This window comes from Buttiauxella sp. S19-1, from assembly GCF_022134725.1.
GTDB classification, from domain to species: Bacteria; Pseudomonadota; Gammaproteobacteria; order Enterobacterales; family Enterobacteriaceae; genus Buttiauxella; species Buttiauxella ferragutiae.
Genome location: NZ_JAHWLU010000004.1, coordinates 1 through 17,791, shown reverse-complemented (window position 1 = coordinate 17,791; position 17,791 = coordinate 1). Strand labels below are relative to the sequence as shown.

General features: G+C 49.3%; 17 protein-coding genes, 2 tRNA genes and 1 pseudogene. 9 read left to right on the top strand and 11 right to left on the bottom strand.

Annotation, left to right across the window (positions count from 1 at the left end; translation table 11 throughout):
• Nucleotides 1–209 precede the first annotated feature (209 nt).
• On the bottom strand, nt 210–1,049 hold the full coding sequence (locus tag MES37_RS01840) for a MurR/RpiR family transcriptional regulator (protein WP_064549348.1): 840 nt from the start codon (nt 1,047–1,049) through the stop codon (nt 210–212).
• Nucleotides 1,050–1,164: 115 nt separating this feature from the next.
• On the opposite strand from MES37_RS01840, the gene MES37_RS01835 reads away from it, so the two are divergent.
• Genes MES37_RS01835 through hpxZ form a run of 4 tightly spaced genes read left to right on the top strand, consistent with a single transcriptional unit; the run spans nt 1,165 to nt 4,720 of the window.
• Nucleotides 1,165–2,751: a gamma-glutamyltransferase family protein gene (locus tag MES37_RS01835; protein ID WP_064549312.1), complete on the top strand. Its 1,587-nt coding sequence runs from the start codon at nt 1,165–1,167 to the stop codon at nt 2,749–2,751.
• A gap of 10 nt (nt 2,752–2,761) precedes the next feature.
• Entirely contained in the window at nt 2,762–2,950 is a 189-nt protein-coding gene (gene hpxX / locus MES37_RS01830) for an oxalurate catabolism protein HpxX (protein ID WP_064549314.1), read from the top strand.
• The gene (locus MES37_RS01825) at nt 2,947–4,326 is read left to right on the top strand and encodes an AtzE family amidohydrolase (protein ID WP_237930001.1); all 1,380 of its coding nucleotides are present in this window, start codon (nt 2,947–2,949) and stop codon (nt 4,324–4,326) included. The genes hpxX and MES37_RS01825 overlap by 4 nt, the downstream gene beginning before the upstream one ends.
• A 10-nt stretch (nt 4,327–4,336) precedes the next feature.
• On the top strand, nt 4,337–4,720 hold the full coding sequence (hpxZ, locus tag MES37_RS01820) for an oxalurate catabolism protein HpxZ (RefSeq protein ID WP_064549318.1): 384 nt from the start codon (nt 4,337–4,339) through the stop codon (nt 4,718–4,720).
• Nucleotides 4,721–4,761: 41 nt separating this feature from the next.
• Here hpxZ and puuE read toward each other — a convergent pair whose 3' ends face one another.
• Nucleotides 4,762–5,718, bottom strand: a complete 957-nt coding sequence (puuE, locus tag MES37_RS01815) for an allantoinase PuuE (protein WP_064549319.1) — start codon at nt 5,716–5,718, stop codon at nt 4,762–4,764.
• A gap of 31 nt (nt 5,719–5,749) precedes the next feature.
• On the bottom strand, nt 5,750–6,487 hold the full coding sequence (gene hpxA, locus MES37_RS01810; protein ID WP_074388607.1) for an allantoin racemase: 738 nt from the start codon (nt 6,485–6,487) through the stop codon (nt 5,750–5,752).
• Nucleotides 6,488–6,712: 225 nt separating this feature from the next.
• On the opposite strand from hpxA, the gene MES37_RS01805 reads away from it, so the two are divergent.
• The gene (locus MES37_RS01805; protein WP_064549321.1) at nt 6,713–8,200 is read left to right on the top strand and encodes an NCS1 family nucleobase:cation symporter-1; all 1,488 of its coding nucleotides are present in this window, start codon (nt 6,713–6,715) and stop codon (nt 8,198–8,200) included.
• Nucleotides 8,201–8,252: 52 nt separating this feature from the next.
• Here the strand turns inward: MES37_RS01805 and MES37_RS01800 are convergent.
• Together MES37_RS01800 and dnaQ are read right to left on the bottom strand one after the other, a co-directional pair.
• A tRNA-Asp gene (locus MES37_RS01800) sits at nt 8,253–8,329 on the bottom strand.
• A 133-nt stretch (nt 8,330–8,462) separates the two neighbouring features.
• Nucleotides 8,463–9,194, bottom strand: coding sequence for a DNA polymerase III subunit epsilon (dnaQ, locus tag MES37_RS01795; protein ID WP_064549323.1), 732 nt, complete (start codon nt 9,192–9,194; stop codon nt 8,463–8,465).
• Here dnaQ and rnhA point away from each other — a divergent pair.
• Nucleotides 9,148–9,723, top strand: coding sequence for a ribonuclease HI (gene rnhA, locus MES37_RS01790; protein ID WP_162303012.1), 576 nt, complete (start codon nt 9,148–9,150; stop codon nt 9,721–9,723). The genes dnaQ and rnhA overlap by 47 nt on opposite strands.
• Here the strand turns inward: rnhA and MES37_RS01785 are convergent.
• The gene (locus MES37_RS01785; protein WP_074388609.1) at nt 9,671–10,438 is read right to left on the bottom strand and encodes a class I SAM-dependent methyltransferase; all 768 of its coding nucleotides are present in this window, start codon (nt 10,436–10,438) and stop codon (nt 9,671–9,673) included. The genes rnhA and MES37_RS01785 overlap by 53 nt on opposite strands.
• Before the next feature lie 36 nt (nt 10,439–10,474).
• On the opposite strand from MES37_RS01785, the gene gloB reads away from it, so the two are divergent.
• Both gloB and mltD read left to right on the top strand, forming a co-directional pair.
• The gene (gloB, locus tag MES37_RS01780) at nt 10,475–11,230 is read left to right on the top strand and encodes a hydroxyacylglutathione hydrolase (protein WP_064549327.1); all 756 of its coding nucleotides are present in this window, start codon (nt 10,475–10,477) and stop codon (nt 11,228–11,230) included.
• A gap of 70 nt (nt 11,231–11,300) precedes the next feature.
• The gene (mltD, locus tag MES37_RS01775) at nt 11,301–12,659 is read left to right on the top strand and encodes a murein transglycosylase D (protein WP_064549329.1); all 1,359 of its coding nucleotides are present in this window, start codon (nt 11,301–11,303) and stop codon (nt 12,657–12,659) included.
• A gap of 50 nt (nt 12,660–12,709) precedes the next feature.
• Here the strand turns inward: mltD and MES37_RS01770 are convergent, their stop codons facing one another.
• The 3 genes from MES37_RS01770 to MES37_RS01760 all read right to left on the bottom strand — a co-directional run bounded on the left by MES37_RS01770 (nt 12,710) and on the right by MES37_RS01760 (nt 15,678).
• Complete coding sequence (locus tag MES37_RS01770) at nt 12,710–13,477, bottom strand: class I SAM-dependent methyltransferase (protein WP_237930000.1); 768 nt, start codon at nt 13,475–13,477, stop codon at nt 12,710–12,712.
• Between the two features lie 71 nt (nt 13,478–13,548).
• Nucleotides 13,549–14,352, bottom strand: coding sequence for an endonuclease/exonuclease/phosphatase family protein (locus MES37_RS01765; RefSeq protein ID WP_064549333.1), 804 nt, complete (start codon nt 14,350–14,352; stop codon nt 13,549–13,551).
• Between the two features lie 150 nt (nt 14,353–14,502).
• Complete coding sequence (locus MES37_RS01760) at nt 14,503–15,678, bottom strand: MFS transporter (RefSeq protein WP_121814262.1); 1,176 nt, start codon at nt 15,676–15,678, stop codon at nt 14,503–14,505.
• A gap of 104 nt (nt 15,679–15,782) precedes the next feature.
• On the opposite strand from MES37_RS01760, the pseudogene yafC reads away from it, so the two are divergent.
• A pseudogene (yafC, locus tag MES37_RS01755) lies at nt 15,783–16,693 on the top strand (DNA-binding transcriptional regulator YafC); the annotation flags it as partial.
• On the opposite strand, the gene dkgB reads toward yafC, so the two are convergent.
• Entirely contained in the window at nt 16,693–17,496 is an 804-nt protein-coding gene (gene dkgB, locus MES37_RS01750; protein WP_237929999.1) for a 2,5-didehydrogluconate reductase DkgB, read from the bottom strand. The pseudogene yafC and the gene dkgB overlap by 1 nt on opposite strands.
• 176 nt (nt 17,497–17,672) lie before the next feature.
• A tRNA-Asp gene (locus tag MES37_RS01745) sits at nt 17,673–17,749 on the bottom strand.
• Between the last annotated feature and the right edge of the window lie 42 nt (nt 17,750–17,791).

Sequence of the window (17,791 nt, the reverse complement as noted above, 5' to 3'; positions counted from 1 at the left end):
CCACCAATTTTTGTGAAAGACAAAAGAAGAAAAGAGACAGATGACATACCTCTTCGTAGGTCGGATAAGCAGCAGCGTCATCCGACAAAAGCGGCGAAAATGGTGGATGACTCTGCCGCTTATCCACCCTACAAAAACCCGTTCACTGACTCTTCATCTCTGAACCAGAATGGTTCCCATGATGCGTGCAAATGCACCACTAAAGTGCATTACCGTTGTTCCAGCTCATCCAGTTCGGAATACAACTCAGCAATATGATGAATACGCTGGCGACCGGTGGTTAGCGCCTCGTGGAGTACCGCATTAGACAACAAGTTCACCAGGCTCATCGCGCTGCTATAGCTATCAAAAGCTGAAACGCTATCAAGCGGTGCTGCAAAGTGCCAGCGGCAGAATGGCGTAAGACCTGAGCCTTGCGCTTCGCTCATTACCAGCAACGGTATCTGGCGCTTATGCAGGTTTGCCAGCAATGGCTTGATAATTCTCGGCCTTCTGCGAAACGCGATAGCAATAACGCAATCCTGCTCACTGATATCCACCACTTCTTCTGCCAGCGTCTGGCCCGGTTGCGGCAGTAACCAGACATCGTTGCGAGTCTGCAATAACTGTTGGCGCAAATGCGTCGCCACTGGCCATGAATTCCTTAAGCCAATGATGAAGATACGTTTTGAGGTATTAATCGCACTCACGACATCGGCAAATTGCTGCGTATCCAGCAGGCTAACCCACTGCGTCAGGTTGGCCATTTCTTGCTTATAATGTCGTGCTAATAAGGTGTTTCCCTGCACTGCATCACGGTTTTCTGTCAGCGGCATTCCGCTCTGGCGCAAGGTACGTAACTCTTCACGCATATCTTTGTAACGGTCATAGCCCAAACGCTTAAATAAACGGCTAACCGTGGCTTTTGATACGCCAGAAAGGCGAGCAAGTTCCGCGCTGTTGTAGCTAATCAGGTCGTCAAAATGATCGAAAATAAATGTGGCAACACGTTGTTCTTGCGGAGAAAGCTGCTCATATGTCGCTCTTAAACGCTCATCTAATTGTTTCATTATGACCTCTGTAACTTTTGTTTCACTCGAGCCTGGCACAGTGAAATCAACCGCGTCAACCTGGAACATCTTTTGCTTAAAGATAACCCCGTCTTCCATTCTGAGAGATAACACGATGATGCAAAGCAATATGGCACCTTCCGGCATGGCGGTGACTCCGCACCATTTGGCCAGTGAATCCGCATTATCCGTGCTACGCCACGGGGGGGACGCCATCGAAGCGATGGTCGCGGCGGCGGCAACTATCGCCGTAGTTTATCCGCATATGAATGGTATTGGCGGGGATGGCTTTTGGTTGATCGTGCCGCCAGAAGGCGAACCGATTGCCATTGATGCCAGCGGTGCAGCAGGTTCGCTTGCCTCACTGGAGTTTTACGCCGGTGAAAACGCAATCCCACATCGTGGCCCAAAAGCGGCATTAACCGTACCTGGCACGCTAAGTGGTTGGGACGAAGCGCTAAAAATTGCCGGGCAACTCGGTGGCGGGCAATTACCTCTCTCGCGTTTATTGGCTGACGCCATCCGCTATGCGGCAGATGGTATTCCGGTGACCCAATCTCAGGCGCTCGCCACACACAGTAAATATGACGAACTGGTTAACATCACCGGTTTTGCCGAAACCTTTCTGGAACGAGGCGAAATCCCACGCGCGGGCAGCCGGTTTACTCAACCACGGCTGGCCGAAACGCTGACACGCCTGACCGTTGAAGGGCTTGATAGCTTTTATCGCGGGCCATTAGCCACACTGCTTGCCGAAGAACTCGCTGATTTAGGGATGCCGATTAACTTACAGGACCTCGCCGCCCAGCGTGCAAAACGCCGTATTCCGCTGCATCTGCACCACCAGCAGGGTGAGATTTATAATATGACGCCGCCAACTCAGGGCCTGGTTTCACTGGCGATTCTGGGGATCACCGACCATTTAGAGATGGCGCAAGCCAACGAAACCCAAACGGTTCACCGTATCGTCGAGGCCACTAAAAAAGCCTTCGCCCTGCGCGACAAATACATCACCGATCCTCGTCATATCACGACATCAATCCAAAGCCTGTTAGATCCCGCGCCACTTGCGGCGCTGGCCGCAGAAATTGATGACGGTAAAGCCGCAAACTGGGGAACCGGAAAAGGCCCTGGCGACACAGTCTGGATGGGCGTGATTGATAGCAGCGGCCTGGCCGTTTCGTTTATTCAAAGCATTTATCACGAGTTCGGAAGCGGCGTGGTTCTGCCAAAAAGCGGTGTGCTTTGGCAAAACCGTGGCGCAGCTTTCAGCCTCAACCCCGATAGTCTGTTAAGTCTTGCGCCCGGTAAACAGCCGTTTCACACCCTGAATCCGGCAGCGGCCCGCCTGGCTGATGGACGGACGATGGTGTATGGCTCGATGGGCGGCGACGGGCAACCGCAAACCCAGGCAGCCATTTTTACCCGCCATGTGATTCAGGGTATGCCGTTACAGGAAGCCGTTAGCGCCCCGCGCTGGTTACTGGGCAGAACCTGGGGGCAAGCCTCAGACAGCCTGAAATTAGAAGCCAGATTTAGCCAAGAGACTTTCGACACCCTGCGCCAGTTAGGGCATGAGGTTGAGTCTCTGCCAGATTTTAGTGAAGCCGTCGGCCATGCGGGTGCAATTGTGCGCCATACCAATGGCATGCTTGAAGGGGCTTACGACCCGCGCAGCAACGGCAGCGCGGCAGGATTTTAAGGAGGTAAAAATGACATTAAATTCTATCGACTGGCCCGCGTACATCAAAGTCATGGAACAACTTCTCAACGTTCCACTCGATGAAGCACGCCGTAAAGAACTTGAAATACAACTGGCTCGCATGGAGACCCTGGCAGAACCGTTAATGGATTTTCCGCTACCGCAACGCCAGGAAGTCTCCGGAGTCTATAAATTATGAGCGAACTTTCCATTCGCGATATTCAGCAAGGATTAGCCAGCGGCGAGTTTTCAGCTCACGAATTGGCCAGGCTTACACTGGAAAAAATCACACAGGCTAATCCCGAGATTAATGCTTTTACTGAAGTGACCGCGCAGCGTCTGCTACAAGAAGCCGAAGCCATTGATCAACAGTGCGCACGTGGTGAAACACTGCCGCCATTAGCGGGTGTGCCTTATGCGGTAAAAAATCTGTTTGATATTAAAGGGGTGACGACGCTGGCTGGCGCAGAACTGTTTAGCTCGCAACCCCCGGCAAATAGCGATGCATTTGCCATCAAACAGCTGACTACTGCCGGAGCCATGCTTTCAGGCGCACTGAATATGGATGCCTACGCCTACGGTTTCACCACCGAAAATAGCTATTACGGCGCGACCCGCAACCCACATGATCTGGCACGAATTGCCGGAGGATCATCCGGCGGTTCTGCGGCTGCCGTCGCGGCTGGCATGGTGAACTTTACGTTGGGTACCGATACTAACGGATCGATTCGCGTGCCAGCTTCGCTGTGTGGTGTGCTCGGGCTAAAACCGACATTTGGGCGGCTTTCACGCAGCGGCAGCCAACCTTTTGTTGCCAGCCTCGATCATATTGGCCCGCTGGCGCGTAACGTCGACGATCTGGCTCGCGTGTACGATGCCCTTCAGGGCGCGGATCCAAGCGATCACTTTCAGTCCATACGCAGCATCGATCTGACCAGTGAAAAACTGCAACCGGCTGGAAGTTTGCGTTGCGCGGTTCTGGGCGGTTTTTTTGATGACTGGTGTGACGCCGACGCCAAAGCGGCGGTGGCTCAGGTCGCTCACTCTCTTGCGGCGCTCGAGTCTATTTCATTGCCGGAAGTTGAATTAGCACGCTCGGCGGCATTTTTGCTCTCGGCTGCCGAAGGGGGAAATCATTACTTGCCCGCATTGCGCAAGCACGCTGAACAGTTTGAGCTGAATTCCCGCGAGCGCCTTTTGGCTGGCGCCATGACGCCATCAGCCTGGTACACACAGGCACAAAGGTTTCGGGCATGGTTCCGTGATAAAACACTGCCGCTTTTCAAGCAATACGATCTGCTCATCGCACCCGCGACACCTTGCTGCGCCACGCTGATAGGCCAGCAAACAATGCGGATCAACGGGGCAGACCTTCCAGTCAAATCCAGTATGGGAATGCTGACACAACCCATTTCCTTCCTCGGCCTGCCGGTTGTGACGGTGCCATTAGCCACTGCCCATGGCAGCCCAATTGGTGTGCAACTCATTGCCGCGCCCTGGCGAGAAGATATCTGCCTGAGAGCCGCCCATCAGCTTGAAATAAAGGGTATGCTGATGGGAAAACCCACCAGGTAAGGTAAATACTATGATGCGTGACAATATTGATCGTCCTGCCATCGTCAATGAGGTAAGCGCTGCGTTTTACCGCTACGAACAGGCGTTAATTAGCAACGATGTCGCCGTATTAGATGAATTATTTTGGTCCGATCCCCGCACCGTTCGCTACGGTGCCAGTGAAAATCTGTATGGAATCGACGAGATCAGAGCGTTCAGGAATACCCGCTCTACTCAGGGGTTAGAGCGGCTGTTGCAAAATACCACCATCACAACTTACGGTGATGACATGGCGGTGGCCAGCACTGAATTTACTCGCGAAGGCAGTGACAAAATTGGCCGCCAGATGCAGACCTGGGTCAAGTTCCCCTATGGCTGGCGGATAGTCGCCGCACACGTCAGTATCATGAGCTAAGCTGTGGGCGGGTAAACTCGTGTTACCCGCAGCCACTCAAATCAGCCTTTAAACGGATGCGTCTTCACCCAATGCTCGGCAATATCCTGACGGCGGCAAATCCACACATCATCATGCTGCTGCAGATAATCCAGAAAACGTTGTAACGCCCTGAATCGCCCCGGACGCCCCAGTAAACGGCAGTGCATGCCGATAGACATCATTTTCGGCGCGGTTTCCCCTTCCTCGTACAACACATCAAAGCTGTCTTTCAGATAGGTATAAAACTGCTCGGCGGTATTAAAACCTTGCGCGGTGGCAAAGCGCATATCATTGGCATCCAGGGTATATGGCACCACCAGATGCGGCTTGATGGAACCGTCGCTACAGGTCACTTCACTCCAGAATGGCAAGTCGTCGCCGTAATAATCGCTGTCGTAAAGGAAGCTGCCGTTTTCCGCCACCAGCCTGCGCGTGTTCGGGCTATCGCGGCCGGTATACCAACCCTGCGGTTTGCTGCCGAACAAATCCTCCAGGATTTCGATCGCCTGGTGCATATGCTGGCGTTCAGTCGCTTCATCGAGATTTTGATAGTGGATCCAGCGCCAGCCGTGGCTCACCACGTCGTAATCCGCCGCTTTAATCGCGGCGACGATTTCAGGATTTCGCGCCAGCGCCATTGCGACGCCGAAAATACTCATCGTCAGGCCGCGTTTTTGAAACTCATTGTGGATACGCCAGAAACCCGCGCGGGAACCATATTCGTACAGTGAATCCATCGACATATGGCGGTCGGGGAAGCTGGCGGCACCGATAATATCGGAGAGGAATTGTTCAGATCCGGCATCGCCATGCAGAACATGGTTCTCACCGCCTTCTTCAAAATTCAGCACAAACTGCACGGCGACTCGGGCGTTATTCGGCCATTGCGCATGAGGTGGTTTACCCGCATAACCTTTCATGTCACGCGGGTAGTTCTCGGTAAAGTGATAGCGCTTATTTTTCGCTACTTCATTCATGGTTCGGTTCCTTATGAGCCGAGCCAGAACATCAACTCAGCATGTCAAAACAGCCTGATAACGGCTTTTTATTCGGATACGCGAGATCACCGTGTTTGCTGGTTCCAAGTCCAAGTGCGATGAGGGATTCCACCATTTTCACCGCAGCGGTGACGCCATCAATAACAGGAACACCCAATTCGGCCGTTAGCTCACGGGCAAGATTTGCCATCCCCCCGCAGCCAAGCACAATCGCCCCGCTGTTATCTTCTTTTATGGCCTGGATACAACGCTCGCGTACCTTCATCTGAGCAAGACCCGTGCCATCTTCTAATGCCAGAACCGGCAAATCGATGGCGTGCAGCGCGGCACAATGATGCTCAAACCCATACTGCCGAAGTAAATGACGGGCAATAATCACCGTTCGCGGCAAAGTGGTGACAATAGAAAAGCGCGTGGCAACCATTGTGGCGGTATGCATCGCAGCTTCGGCAATACCTATTACCGGCCCAGTTGCCAGTTCACGCGCGGCCAGCAAACCGGGGTCACCAAAACAGGCAATCACATGGCCGCTGACTCCCTGCTCTTTACCGCGTTTGATTTGCTCAAGAACTCCGATAGCAGCAATCGTTTCATCAAAATGTCCTTCTATAGATTCCACACCCTGTGAGGAGCAGACAGCAATAATCTCGCTGGTGTTTGCGGCTACGCTGCGAGCCGCTTCGGCGATAGTGTGGGTCATCGCCACATTGGTGTTGGGATTGACCACCTGAATCAAATGTTTCTTCACGTTCACTCCTTTTGGTTCCGTTAGCCCAGTGATTAGCACCACTTCTGGGCAAAAAATTAAACATCTGCACCATGAAAAGGCGCGTCATTCCTGGATGCTCTTCATTTTCTGCTTTCGTAGTCCGCGGTTTGCGTCTTGCTGCTAAAAAATCAAACCTGGCCTGGTTCCTGCAACAAAGGTTTCAGACAATCCGTCAGCATCTGTTTTTATTAGGGAGCAGATATCATGCCAGGTATTAAACACAACACGACAGCCATGAACGATAACGCCGGTTATAGCCCACGTTTATGCAATGAAGATTTGGCGCCGACGCGCAACCAGACATGGTCCTGGTACAATATTTTTTCTTTCTGGATGTCCGATGTCCACAGTATGGGCGGCTACGTGGTCGCCGCCAGCTTCTTCACCTTGGGGCTGGCGAGCTGGCAAGTTTTGCTTTGCCTGTTAGTCGGGATTTGCATCGTTCAGCTTTGTGCGAACCTGGTGGCCAAACCAAGCCAAATGGCTGGTGTACCTTACGCAGTGATTTGCCGTCAGGCATTTGGCGTGTTCGGAGCCAATATTCCGGCGGTAATTCGTGGGTTAATCGCCTTCGCCTGGTACGGCATACAAACCTGGCTGGCAGCCAACGCCCTGATGCTGGTTATGCTGAAATTCTGGCCATCACTGGCACCCATGACCACCGGGCACTTCCTCGGGCTTTCACATCTCGGCTGGATTTGTTTCGGCATTATGTGGGTGCTGCAGGCGATGGTGTTCTGGCACGGTATGAACGCGATTAAGCGCTTTATTGATATCGCCGGGCCTGCGGTTTACATCGTGATGATGGCTTTGGCTGGCTGGATTTTGTATCAGACAGGCTTTGATGGCATTTCATTTACGCTTGCCAGCAAACAACTGACTTCTGGTGAGCAAGCGTGGCAGATGTTGACTGCAATCGCTCTGGTGGTTTCGTACTTCTCCGGCCCACTGCTGAACTTCGGTGACTTCTCGCGTTACGGCAAGAGTATGAAAGAGATCCGCCGTGGTAACCGTTGGGGGCTACCATTTAACTTCTTACTGTTCTCTATTGTTACCGTGATCATTGTCTCCGGGACACAATCGCTGTTCGGCAAAATGATTACCGACCCTATCGAAACCGTCAGCCACGTTGGTAACAGCCTCGCAATGGCAATTGGTTTGCTGACCATGATCACCGCCACCATTGGTATTAATATCGTGGCGAATTTCGTGTCACCGGCTTTCGATTTCTCTAACTGCTCACCACAGAAAATCAGCTTCCGTACCGGTGGCATGATTGCGGCAGTAGGCTCAGTACTGCTGACCCCGTGGAATTTGTTCCAGTCGCCAGAACTTATTCACTACACGCTCGATGTGCTGGGATCGTTCATTGGACCGCTGTTCGGCATTTTGTTAACTGATTTCTATATCATTAAACGCAGCAAAATTTATGTCGAGGATCTGTTTGATGACACATCAAAAGGGCGTTACTGGTACAAAAGTGGCTTCAATCCCAAAGCGATTCTGGCACTACTGCCCTCAGTCGCCGTTTGCCTGACCATCAGCTTTATTCCATCGCTGCATGAAGTAGCTAACTTTAGCTGGTTTATCGGTGCATTCCTGAGTGCAGGTTGTTACCGCTGGCTGGCACGTGCGGAAATAGAGAGTGAAGTGGCGGGATATAACGGACAGGTTGTTGCTTCAAAAGATTAGGCTTCAGAAACGACGAAAGCCTGAATCATTTCTGATTCAGGCTTTCTGATTGTGGCGGAACGGACGGGACTCGAACCCGCGACCCCCTGCGTGACAGGCAGGTATTCTAACCGACTGAACTACCGCTCCGCGTTTGTTCCCCGTCGGGAACGAGGCAGATATTACGTATTGCACTCATGAGCGTCAATGTTTTTTCTTATAAATCTAATCGCTTGCCGCTATTTTCACCCAAACGGTTATTTTTAATCCATCAATGCTGTTTTTACATGCGCCACAGACAACTTCCACCCTTCTTTTCTACCAAATCAAGTCTCGACTCATGTGCTTCCAATTCTGCATCGCTGGCCCGAATGATGCGTACGCCCGAACTCTGGCGGACAACACGCTGAATACCGTTGTCTCCACTACGCTGTTGAACATCCCCTTCCATAGCAAACTTCAGAGAGGTTTGCCCACCGGTCATCATTAAATAGACATCAGACAGGATTTGGGCATCGAGCAATGCGCCGTGCAGCGTTCGTTTACTGTTGTCTATTTCGTAGCGCGAGCAAAGAGCATCGAGGCTGTTACGCTTGCCAGGGAACATCTTACGTGCGAGTGCAAGGCTGTCCGTGATTTTGCAGAAAGTATTGGTTTTTGGGATATCGCGCTTGAGCTTACTGAACTCGTAGTCCATAAACCCGATATCAAACGATGCGTTATGGATAACCAGTTCTGCACCGCGGATGTAATCCATAAACGAATCAGCAACCTGGTCAAAGGTTGGTTTATCCGCCAGAAACTCATCGGCAATTCCATGGACACCAAATGCTTCCGGGTCCACCAGCCGGTCTGGCTTTAAGTAGACATGGAAGTTATTGCCTGTCAGGCGGCGGTTGATCACTTCAACCGCACCGATTTCAATAATGCGGTGCCCTTCGTAGTGAGCACCGATTTGGTTCATACCGGTGGTTTCAGTATCGAGAACGATCTGTCGTGTAATTGCTGTGCTCATGGCGCTCGTTTATGTCAGACTTGGTTTTTTAATCACAGGAAGTCTACCAGAGATGCGTAAACAGGTAGAAATTTTCACCGATGGCTCTTGCCTCGGTAACCCAGGGCCAGGTGGATACGGCGCCATTCTACGGTACAAACAACACGAAAAAATTTTTAGTGTCGGTTATCGTTTGACGACGAATAATCGCATGGAAATGATGGCCGCTATTGTTGCTCTTGAGGCGTTAATCGAGCCTTGTGACATTGTGCTCAGCACCGACAGTCAGTATGTTCGCCAGGGAATTACCCAATGGATCCATAACTGGAAAAAGCGCGGCTGGAAAACTGCCGATAAAAAACCAGTGAAAAATGTCGACCTATGGCAGCGTCTTGATGCGGCTTTGAGCGAGCACAAAATCAGTTGGGAATGGGTGAAAGGGCATGCCGGCCACCCTGAAAACGAACGCTGCGATGAACTGGCACGCGTTGCCGCTTCTAATCCAACTCTTGAGGATGTTGGTTATCAACCAGAGGTGACGAAACTTTAGTCGTTTTCCGAAACTGCCTGGTAGCGCCAACTGCCGAGCGGATTTGCGTTTTCGCTTTTCGGCTTTTCATTGGGTTAAGCGTAAGTGGCAAGGTCCTCTTACGCGCCACTATGACATGCATGCAGCCCAGCGCTGGCAAGTGAGTACTCAGCATTTTTCCGCCTTGTTTACTCCAGGGTAAAACCTGGAAACTTCGCTGGTGCATGACTTCAAAATTCAGCAATGCCAACCAATCGAAAATCCTCATCGGCGTAAACATTCGGCAATGATACGGCGTGCGCTTGCGCATAAATGGCACTGTTTTGCCCAAACCTAACAAACTCATCGGGTTGAAGCTGCTCAGAATTAACCATCCGTCATCAATTAATATTCGATCGGCTTCACGCAGTAATCCGTGAGGATCCTGGCACCAGGGCAATGTATGGGCCAACATACAAGCATCTACAGATTTCGCCGCAAAGGGTAAATGAAGTGGATCGGCATTAACCTGAAGCCTGTCGCCCTGAAGTGCGACATTAACCTGATGTGAAATAGCGCAAGCTTCAGTGTTAATTTCAGCGCTTAGGTTGCCTATCTTCAATAGATGGAAACCAAACATTTTAGCAAGCCAGGGCTGGAGTTGAGTTTCCAGTGCCTCACGGTAGTACTCGCCCCACGGGAGTTCTCCCCAATGATGCGGTGAAATGAAATTTTCAGGTATCCTTGCCGGTTTCATCACTACCTTCTTAGCGCAATTCAAAGAGGTCGAATTATGAATCTTAACAGTATTTCCGCATTCCAGGATAACTACATCTGGGTTCTGAATGATGAGCAGGGTAAATGTATCATTGTGGACCCTGGTGAGGCTCAACCGGTGCTAAAAGCGATTGAAGAGAATCACTGGCAGCCAGAAGCCATTTTACTGACACACCATCACAACGATCATGTAGGTGGTGTAAAAGAACTTCTCAAAAAGTACCCAGGCCTTGTGGTATATGGGCCCGAAGAGACACAAGATAAGGGAACGAACCGGGTAGTCAGAGAGGGCGATAAGGTCAATATTTTGAAGTGTGAATTTAGCGTTATTGCTACACCCGGTCACACTTTAGGACATATCTGTTTCTATAGTAAACCTTATCTTTTTTGCGGCGACACGATGTTTTCCGGGGGGTGTGGCAGACTTTTTGAAGGTACCGCCGAGAATATGTATGATTCTTTTCAAAAGCTTAACAAACTCCCTGCTGATACGTTAATTTGTTGTGCACATGAGTACACGCTTTCAAATATGAAATTTTCCTTATCTATCTTGCCTGACGATGATGAGTTAAACCGTTATTGTCGAAAAGTTAAGGAGTTACGCGCAAAAAACCACTCAACCTTACCCAGTTCCCTGGCAATTGAGCGTAATATAAATTTATTTTTAAAAACAAATGACCTTGATTTAAAAGAAAAAATTTCTAAAGAAACAAACTTGCAACAACCACAGCAAATATTTGCCTGGTTACGGACAAAGAAAGACTCTTTCTGAATTTTCTGGTTGTGTTGTTGGAAAGCTGAAGGTATTCTTGCTCGTCTTTTAAGCAACTATTGACACACACATGAAGGCAAAAGCGATATTACTCGCCTCTGTCCTGCTTGTGGGGTGCCAGGCGTCAAAGTATGACGGCAACATCCAACAGCACGCACAGAGTCTGTCTGCAGCTGGTCAAGGTGAAGCAGGTAAGTACACAAGTACGCGATGGATGGACGATGGGACATATCTCGCAGATAACCAAAACTTGTGGAACTTCATTGGCGACGAGCTAAAGATGGGGATACCGGAAAATACCCGGATCCGCGAACAGAAACAGAAGTACCTTAAGAATAAGAGCTATCTCCACGATGTAACATTACGGGCAGAGCCGTATATGTACTGGATTGCCGGGCAAGTTAAGAAACGCAACATGCCAATGGAACTAGTACTGCTACCCATAGTGGAGAGCGCTTTTGACCCCCACGCTACATCATCTGCGAATGCCGCTGGCATCTGGCAGATTGTACCGAGCACGGGTCGAAATTATGGTTTAAAACAGACCAAAGCATACGATGCACGTCGTGATGTAGTGGCTTCAACCACTGCTGCACTCGATATGATGCAACGTCTGAACAAGATGTTTGACGGCGACTGGTTGTTAACCGTGGCGGCGTATAACAGCGGCGAAGGTCGTGTACTGAAGGCAATGAAAGCGAATAAAGCGCGTGGCTTGCCCACAGATTTTTGGTCGCTTTCACTGCCACGGGAAACCAAGATTTACGTACCTAAAATGCTGGCTTTGAGTGATATTCTCAAGAACAGCCAAAAGTACGGTGTACGCCTGCCGACCACTGACGAAAGCCGTGCATTAGCACGTGTAGAAGTGAGTGATCCGGTTGAGCTTACGCAGGTTGCCGAAATGGCCGGGATATCATTAAGTACGCTGAAAACGTTCAACGCTGGGGTTAAAACTTCGACGATAGGCAAAAATCAGCGTTATGTAATGGTACCTAAAAAGCATGCTGATAAGCTTAAAGCCTCTTTGGCTGCAGGTGAAATTGCAGCAGTGCAACCTACGTTAGTCGCTGATAACAGAGCTAATGCAGGCAGCAACAAATCTTATCGTGTTCGTTCAGGGGATACCTTATCGAGCATTGCTACACGCTTAGGCGTGAGCTCTAAAGATTTGCAAAGCTGGAACGGCATCCGCGGCGCACATATCAAAGTTGGTCAAACACTTAGCGTCAAAAAAGGCGATGAGCGTTTAGCGAAAAACGATAGCATCACTTACAAGGTTCGTAAGGGTGATTCATTGTCGAGTATTGCAAAACGTCACGGCGTGAACATTAAAGATGTATTGCGCTGGAACGATGATACTGACGATCTGAAACCTGGCGATCAGCTAACACTGTACGTTGGCAACAACTCTACACCTGATACGTGATTGTTAATCAAAGAAAAAGGCACCTTTTAGGTGCCTTTTTTATTTATCACTTACACTCGTTTAGCTTCAAGCATGATAATGTCGCTTGTGAACGAACCGTCCGTTTGCAATTCAAAGTAGCGCCGCACTTCATCTGATGCACTTTGCTGATACATCCGAATAGCGTCAGCAAGTGTTGCAGGTGTTCTCATCCGCGCAATCCAGCTTGAGAACTCCAGATTCAAGCGGTCGCACAACAGATTTTGTGAGCTCAGCCCTGCGTCATTAAACAGACTCAACCATTCGCCACTAGAATAATTACGCACGTGAGAGGTATCGCGTAATGCTTCTACCGTTTGCAACCAGATGTCTAACACAGGGTGTCCCGGAGACATCACATCCATGAAAATGACAACACCGCCAGGTTTCAATACGCGCCTTACTTCACGCAACGCTTTACCGACATCATGCCAGTGGTGGGCTGAATAACGGCTTATCACAACATCAAATGAGCAATCATCGAAAGGTAAGACTTCAGCGTAACCCTGCTGAGTTTCAACATTATTGATCCCACGAGCTTTAGTCGCTTCATTCACCACAGCCAGCATTTGCTCTGAGAGATCATAAGCAACAACGTCCCTCACCTGCGCTGCCGCAATAAAGCTCGCGTGCCCGGCCCCACATCCCATATCGAGTAATCGAGCCTGTGGAAATGCCACCAGGCGTTCACTGAGGCGTTCGAGATCACGACCAGAAGCATGAACCGCACTGGTCAGATAGGCACTAGCCTGTGAGCCAAATTGCTGATCGACTTTGTCATGGTGAGATTGTGTTGTCATTGTCTTGTCCTTGCAGTTGATGATAAGAAAGGGCAGCACATAGGTCTGCCCGATGGCAGACCTGACTAACCTTACTTCAGCTCAGGTTTGCCGGGACGGAATTCGACTAGTAGAGGGTTATGGTCAGATGCGCGAGTCACCAGAACAGAGGCTTCTGTGACGTTCAAACCACGGTAAAACACGAAATCGAGTGGGCGCCCAAATGCACGACGGCGATGATCATCAGTGAAGCGCACTTCGCGTAATGTCATTTCACGAGCGAAGCGGTAAAGCGCATTCATACGTGGGCGACTCCAGGCATTGAAATCCCCTGCCATGATAACTGGGCCGTTATGGTGACCAATTTGGTCGCCAATTGGACCAAGTTGTTTGCTGTACACATCCACGCCGAGACTAAAGTTCACAGCATGAATATTAACGACCATCAACAGCCGCCCATCAGGTAATGGATAAACTGTCACTAATGCGGATTTAGATAGACGTAAAATCGGTTCTCTTTCGCGTAATGGACAGCAATAAACAGGATGTGCCGCAGATAACGTCATGACGCCTGAAGGATGTTGAGGCAATACAAAAGCCGGTACCTGGTCTGCCGCCAGATAATTACTGGTGGCAAATCTAACCAGTTCAGGCGTAGTTTGCGCTTCTTGCAATAAAACCAGGTGGGCATCTTTCCCGAAATTTTGCAGCACTGAAAGCCATTCTGCGCGCTGTTGCTTGAAGATGTTCCATACCAATACTTTTAATGATGCCTCACTCGGCAGGGGTTCTCCGGGCGGCAATGCCTGACCTATAGTCGCAAATGAGCCAGGAGGCAGAATGCGTTCTGCTGGCTGACCGGCAACATATCTCATGGCATAAGTATTTTTGCGCACGTTTTTACTAATGACTCCTGTAACCAAAGAAGCCTCCACATCGAAGGCTGTCTTTCAGTTATAGGGACTTTAGAGTCGAGTTTCAACGACCAATTCAAACCATTGCTGAACAAGACCGTAAGTAATTGCTAACAATCTGGCTCGCGTAGGTTAACCGATAGCAATTTCACGGCGTGTATCAAGCCGACCACTGAAGTTAATTAACAGTAATGCACCAGCGACAATAACCGCCCCGATCCATGGGGTTTGCTCCAAACCAAAGCTTTGCACTGTTTGTCCGCCAATAATCGATCCTAATGCTATCCCAATATTAAATGCGGCAATATTTAGTCCAGAGGCAACATCTACCGCATTTGGGGTATATTCCTCTGCTTTCTGCACCACGTAGACCTGCAAACCAGGCACATTTCCGAAGGCAAAAACCCCCATAATCAGCACTGTGACTAACGATCCAACATGTGAACTCGCGGTAAATTGAAACACTAAAAGTAATACAGCAAGTGAAGCAAAAATAAACTTTAATGCCGGTACTGCACCATGGCGATCTGCAAGTTTACCTCCCCAGATATTGCCAATCGCAACAGAAACGCCGTAGCCCAATAAAATCCAACTTACTGCCGCCGGTGAATAACCTGCAAGGTCTTGCATCATCGGAGCCAGGAAGGTGAATGCGGTAAACACACCGCCATAGCCCAGCGCAGTGATCGCATAAATGATCAGCAAGCGAGGATGGGTCATCACTTTTAATTGATCTTTAAGGCTAGCGACTGCTCGCATCGGGATATCTTTAGGAACCAGAATAGTGCTGCTAATTAAGGCAATAACTCCGATAACAGATACCGCAAGGAAGGTTTCACGCCAGCCGAAATGCTGGCCGATATACGTCCCAAGTGGAACACCTGTCACCAGGGCAACGGTTAAACCACCAAACATAATCGCTATCGCTGAGGCAGCTTTCTCCTTAGGTACGAGGCTTGTTGCAATCGTGGAGCCAATTGAAAAGAACACTCCGTGTGTCAGACCCGTCAGCAGACGAGCAACAACCAATGTTTCATAGTTTGGTGACAGCCAGGCTAACAAATTGCCTGCAGTGAAAAGTGCCATTAAACCTACCAACAGCTGTTTGCGTGGGAGTTTTCCTGTCAGAGCAGTTAATACCGGTGCTCCGACGGCAACACCCAATGCGTAAATTGAAACCAGTAACCCAGCAGAAGGTAGTGAAATTGAAAGTTGATCGGCAATTGTTGGCACCAACCCAACAATAACGAATTCGGTAGTACCGATAGCAAATGCACTGATAGTCAGTGCCCATAGTGCCAGTGGCATGATTTACTCCATAGCAGGTGTCTTTTGATGGCACGCAGTATGGCAAGGTGGTTAAATAACAAAAATATGCAAAATCTCAATACAATTTTGTCTCAGGAGCAATAATGAAAGCCACCTCTGAAGAACTGGCAATTTTTGTCGCCGTTGTGGAAAACGGAAGTTTCAGTCGTGCGGCAGTGCAACTCGAACAAGCAAATTCAGCTGTGAGTCGTTCGGTAAAGAAACTAGAGATGAAGTTGGGTGTGACACTTCTTAATCGTACAACGCGCCAGTTGAGCTTGACTGAGGAAGGTGAGCGCTATTTCCGCCGCGTACAGCAGATCTTGCAAGATATGACCACCGCAGAAAATGAGTTGATGGAAACCAGACAAAGCCCGCGTGGTTTACTGCGTATCGATGCTGCCACACCAGTAATGCTACATCTTTTAATGCCGTTGATTAAACCATTCCGTGAACGTTACCCGGATGTGACACTTTCTCTCATTTCATCAGAAACATTCATAAATCTGATTGAGCGCAAAGTAGATGTTGCTATACGCGCAGGTACTTTGACTGACTCAACTCTACGAGCCAGACCGCTTTTTACCAGCCGCCGTAAAATTATCGCATCACCAGAATATTTAGCGCAGCATGGCTTACCACAATGTGCAGAAGATCTTCAGGATCATATTTGCCTGGGTTTTTCTGAGACGGAGAGTTTGAATAAATGGCCTGTCGCACAGTCTGATGGGTTACGGTATGACATAACACCAGGAATAACCTCAAACAGTGGTGAGACTCTCAAGCAACTTTGCCTGAATGGGAATGGGATAGCCTGCCTTTCTGACTATATGATTAACAGGGAAATTGCTGAGGGGAAGTTTGTCGAATTACTGGCTGATAAGTTACTGCCGGTAGAGATGCCATTTAGCGCGGTGTATTACAGTGATCGGGCCGTGAGTAGTCGGATACGGGCGTTCATTGATTTTCTGAGTGAACATGTTCAACAGCCCCCGCAGGGGCTGTAATGGGTAATCAATCCCACTCAGGAGCCAAACCTTCTGGGCTAACCAGCCGGTCATTGCAATCCAGAGCAGCAATAGTAGTCATATCTTCAGTATCGAGAAGCACAGCCTGTGCTTGTAAATTACTTTGCAAATTCTCGCGCTTAGTCGAAGAAGGAATGACTGCGTAACCCAACTGCATTGCCCACGCTAAAATAACCTGGGCCGGAGTCGCATTATGTTTCAGTGCAATCTGGCTAATCACTTCGTCTTTCAGAGCCTTGCCATAGGCAAGCGTCATATATGACGTTATATGAATCCCCTGCACTTGTGCCCATTCAACTACCTTGCGATTCTGTAAGTAAGGTGAAAGCTCAATCTGGTTAGTTGCAATATTTTCAGCCCCAACGGTATCAATAGCCTTCTGCATCAGGTCAATATTGAAGTTAGAAACACCAATATGGCGAGTCAAGCCTTCACTTTTTGCTTCCAACAATGCCTGCATGAATTCTTCTACCGAAACAGCATTATTCGGTGAAGGCCAGTGAATAAGTGTCATATCAACGTATGGCGTACGCAGTTTACGCAAACTTTCCTTCAGACTTGGAATTAATTGGTCTTTGCCAAGATTCTCAATCCAAATTTTGGTGGTGAGAAACAGTTCATCACGCCCCACTCCACTTTCTTCAATCGCCTGGCCGACTGCAGGTTCATTGTCATAGATTTGAGCTGTATCTACGGCACGGTATCCCAGTTCAAGAGCAGTTTTTACCGATGCGATAACAACGTCGTCTTTTAAGCGAAAAGTACCTAAACCAAATGCAGGAATTGTCATTTTTTACCTCGTTGGGGGATATATATTTGTTATACGAGGATTATGGAGGTGATTACTTTGCTAAAAAAGAGATCCAAATGCAGAAGATATTTGCGAAATTAACAATAATAAGAAAATTTCCAGTGAATTTTAGACGGCAAAAAGCCCTGAGTCCAAAAGACTCAGGGCTTAATAAGTGGCGGAACGGACGGGACTCGAACCCGCGACCCCCTGCGTGACAGGCAGGTATTCTAACCGACTGAACTACCGCTCCACCGAATTTCTTTACTACCACCAGATGTCACAGTCTGGCTTT